Source organism: Longimicrobiales bacterium (assembly GCA_028823235.1).
Taxonomy (GTDB): Bacteria; Gemmatimonadota; Gemmatimonadetes; order Longimicrobiales; family Gaopeijiaceae; genus UBA2589.
This window is the reverse complement of sequence record JAPKBW010000055.1, coordinates 1-4,252: the sequence shown is the minus strand read 5'-3', so window position 1 is coordinate 4,252 and position 4,252 is coordinate 1. Positions and strand designations below refer to the sequence as shown.

Genomic DNA, 4,252 nt, shown 5'->3' with positions numbered 1-4,252 from the left:
CCATCATCCCGACAGCGCCAGTGCACCAGTCCTGGTCGGCGATCCACTCGATGACCTCGGTGGCATCCTCTTGCTCGCGTGGTGAATATTCGTCTGTCATCAGGCCTTCGGAGTCGCCGTGCCCGCGCATGTCGGGTCGGACACACGCATAGCCATGGGCAGCGAACCAGGCGTGGTTGGCGTGGTCGCGAAGGGCTGCACCGTCACGCTTGCGGTACGGGATGAACTCCAGGATCGCAGGGACCGACTCGTGCCCTGCTCCCATGGGAAGCCAGAGCTGCGCAGACAGGCGGATGCCGTCGGACATCGGAATCCAGACGTGCTCGATCAGCCGATAGGGCAGGTCATCGCTACGGCTTGGCCGCGACGGCTCTTCATTCGATATGGCCCGAAGATAATCAGGCGTTTGCAGGCATCCAGCCACGGGGTGGCATGGCGGTCTCGCACAAGGGGTTGACCAGAGGAAAGGACGGCTGGCCTGGGGTCGTGATGGCGTTGACTGGGGCCGTCCGGAGATCATTCACGCGGCGCGCCCGGAATGCCGCCCAACAAGTGGCTACCGGCCGTGATCCCTCCGTCCAGGTCGAAGTCGGCGCCGTTGAAGAACGAACTGTCATCCGAGGCAAGGAAGGCCACGGCATTCGCGACGTCGGCCATGTCTCCCTCACGCAAGATCGGCTGCCCGCCGCTGAGGGCGGCGCCTTTGCCAAGGCCCGACGTGTCCATGTCGGCCGGCAGCGACTCCATCACCATCTCCGGGTTGCCCATCGCCGGGTTGATCGCGTTGACACGGATCCCATATCGGCCAAGCTCGAGGGCCGCTACCTTGGTCAAGCCGCGCACACCGAACTTGCTTGCGGCGTAGGCAGACGTACCGGCGGCAGGATGGTGGCCGCTTATCGACGCCACATTGATGATCGACCCACCTCCACGCGACCGAAGAGGCTCGATCACGGACCGAACGCCCAGGAAGGTCCCCACAATATTCACCTCGAGCAGTCGCGCGAAGTCGGTCGTCGTCGTGTGCTCGATTGGTCGCACGTGCAGGACGGCAGCGTTGTTGACCAGGGTCGTCAGGCCGCCATATGTGTCGATGCAGAAATCGATGACCTGTTGCCACCGGTCTTCGTCGCTGATGTCGAGGTGAACGTAACGTGCGGCGTCGCCGAGATCGTTGGCCACCTGCTTGCCCCGGTCGTCGAGCAGGTCGGCAATGACGACCTTCGCACCGTCGGCGACCAGTCGCCGCGCCGCCAGTTCCCCAGAGCCGCGAGCGGCCCCCGTCACGATCGCGATCTTGCCTTCAAGCCGCCTCATTTCTCCACCGGACTCGGCGCCTGCGCATGGAACAGGACTTCGATTTCAGTAATGAGACCGTCGACGACGCGAAATCGCTCAGCGATGAGGACGGGCAGATCCGAAATGTTGAGATCGAGGTCGTAGAACGCGACCGCCTGCTCGCCCTCGACGATCCAGCGCACATTCCGCACGCCCTCGATCATGCCCTTGCCGACGTTGGCCAGCGCCGCCACCAGTGCATCCCGGCCGTCGCCGGTGTTCTTGCCCTGCTCGATGCGGACCACGTTCTCGGCCAACGGAACCTTCGTGCCGTCCTGTTCGATGAGCCCGTGAAACAGGTATTTCTCGGCTGCCTCGATGACGGTGGATCGATCGGTCATGGGGTCATCCTCCTGGACCTGCCGGAGATTCTCATCAGGCTGACACCGTATTCGCCAGACCTGGCTCTGAGAGCGGGAACGCAACTGCCCGAGGGCGCAACCGGCCAAGCCGTTTGAGGTATTTCTAGTTTGAGTGGATGAGGGCGCCACGTTGGGCCTGGTCGATCCAGGCGACCGATGGGAATTTGGCGGGAAGGGGAGTGGGGCGTGGATTCTGCAGGGTTATTGGGTGCTCAACCCAGCGCGGAAAAGGCCCTCGAGTTCGGCGGCTCGTACCGCATCCCCCGGTTCATCGAGGCGGGCGAGCGTAACTCCGACGATATTCGCCGAGCACACGAAGTCCGAAGGATACGGTCCTACCGGAGATCCGGTGTCCGTACCGACGTCGAAGGTTTCGCCACTGATCGAGAACACGATCGGAACTGTCCGCTCGAGACGAGCGTGTGCAACTGCGCTCTCGTCCACTACCAGGACAAGTTCGCCGCCCTGACCGAAACCGCCGTCGTAGTCGAACAACGCCTCGACCAGATGGGTTCCGGGGGCGAGCACGGGACCGGTCACCGTTGTCACATCGTGACCGAAGCAGTTATAGGTGAACCGGGGCCGTCCACCATCTAGCCACATCGACCATCCGGACATGTTTCCGCCCTGGCAGGCGACAACGCCTTGATCGTCGATGGCGGCTACTACCTCGGCGGAGATTCGCCAAGAACAGTTCTTCAGCCGTACCACGGTGCTTTCGGGCAATCTCACGTGCGCTGTGGTGTAGGTCATCCTCCTCAGCCCGCCGAGCGCGTGAGGTACCGCAAGCTCTGCGCTTCGCGGCGAGCCAGCATCACGTAATGGATACACACCGAATTTGCGTGCCTCGGCATCGAACATCTCCACCAACTCCGCGAGGCGCTCAGGATGTTCTGATGCGAGGTCGACCGCCTGGGAGAAGTCATTCTCTACGTCGTATAACTCCCAACGCTCATGGGGCCCGTCGAACTCGAACCCCTCCATCCTGATCCACGGCACACGGCCGTGGAAGCAGGACGCGATCCATCCGTCGTTGTAAATCGCCCGGTTCCCGAGAATCTCGAAATACTGAGTGGTACGGCGACTCGCTCCGTCCGCTGCGAATGAGTAGCCCATTGGCGTCCCGTGCATCGGGATCTGTTCGATCCCGTTCACTGCCTCTGGGGCGTCGATGCCGGCGGCTTCCAGGATTGTCGGAGCGATATCAACCACGTGATGAAATTGAGATCGCAGTCCCTTTCCGTCGGTGATTGTGCCCGGCCATTCGATAGCGAGTCCGTTTCTTGTCCCCCCAAAGTGCGAAGCAACCTGTTTCATCCACTGGAACGGCGAATCGAGGGCCCACGCCCAACCGACGTTGAAGTGATTTTCACACTTAGCGCTGCCGAAATCATCCATGTGCTCGAGTAGCCATTCAGGGTCTTCATGTACCCCGTTCTGGAACGATGGAGCGCTCCAAGCTCCGTGGATGGTGCCCTCGGCTGAGGCACCGTTATCGCCGGAGAGATAAATGATGAGGGTTTCACGCTCCTCCCTTCTGGCGGCATCGATTACCCGACCGATGTGGTGATCGGTGTGGGCGAGGAAACCAGCGAAACATTCCATTAGCCGAGCTGCGACTGGCTGGTAGCGCTCCGGGTAGTCCGTCCACGCCGGGATCTCGTCGGGCCTTCGGGTGAGAGCAGTGCCTGCTGGAATCACGCCCAAGCGGAGTTGATCCGCGTGGATCCGAGTACGGAGGTCATCCCACCCGCTGTCGAACTCTCCTCGGAACTGCTCAATCCACTCACTAGGAGCATGATGCGGGGCGTGCACCGCTGGAGTCGAGAAGTAGCAGAACCACGGACGATCAGGCGCTGATACGCGGTGGCGGTCGATCCAAGTGACCGCCTGGTCCGCTAAGTCTTCAGTGAGGTGGTAACCGGGTCTCCCGACATGTGGTGAAACTGGTGTGGTCTGGTCATAGACGGCTGGCTCCCATTGCGATGCTTCAGCTCCGATGATCCCGTAGAAGCGGTCGAAGCCCATTCCGGTCGGCCAGCGCTCGAAGGGGCCAGCGGGACCCTGCTCCCACGACGGCGTCAAATGCCACTTGCCGAAGCAGGAGGTCGCGTAACCCGACATCTGCAGTATCTGGGCCACGGTTGCAGCTTCTGTAGGTATTACTGAGTCGTAGCCGGGGAACGAGTTGGCGATCTCGGTAATTCCCCCCATGTGGACGGCGTGGTGTTGCCGCCCGGTGAGCAGTGCGGCTCTTGTCGGTGAACATAAAGCTGTGGTGTGGAATTGGTTGTACAGCAGTCCCCGGTCGGCAACCCCTTGAAACGCGGGGGCCTGAACTGGCCCGCCAAAAGAAGCGAACGAGCCGAATCCCACGTCGTCGAGCATGACGAGCAAGACGTTTGGAGCATCGGAGGGAGCAGTGGCTCGATGCAGTCGGCGTGGTTCGGAGTCACGGAGCAAGCGTGCAATGTGCCCACTAAAAGGCTCTGAGGGTCTTGGCAAACGTTCGGTCATTCAAACCCCGGGTGGTCAATCGCCGCGAGAGCCTG

At 61.7% G+C, this 4,252-nt stretch carries 4 protein-coding genes; all 4 read right to left on the bottom strand.

From position 1 onward, the window contains the following. On the bottom strand, positions 1 to 307 hold a 307-nt coding region (locus tag OSA81_13375), incomplete at its 3' end, for a CocE/NonD family hydrolase (protein ID MDE0899991.1). A 209-nt stretch (positions 308 to 516) separates the two neighbouring features. After that, positions 517 to 1,317, bottom strand: a complete 801-nt coding sequence (locus tag OSA81_13370) for a glucose 1-dehydrogenase (GenBank protein ID MDE0899990.1) — start codon at positions 1,315 to 1,317, stop codon at positions 517 to 519. Next, a complete protein-coding gene (locus OSA81_13365) occupies positions 1,314 to 1,679 on the bottom strand; it encodes a hypothetical protein (protein ID MDE0899989.1) in 366 nt (121 codons plus the stop codon). The genes OSA81_13370 and OSA81_13365 overlap by 4 nt, the downstream gene beginning before the upstream one ends. Before the next feature lie 222 nt (positions 1,680 to 1,901). Continuing rightward, positions 1,902 to 4,217 carry an arylsulfatase gene (locus tag OSA81_13360; protein MDE0899988.1) on the bottom strand — a complete coding sequence of 772 codons (2,316 nt, stop codon included), beginning with the start codon at positions 4,215 to 4,217 and terminating at the stop codon, positions 1,902 to 1,904. Positions 4,218 to 4,252: the final 35 nt, after the last annotated feature.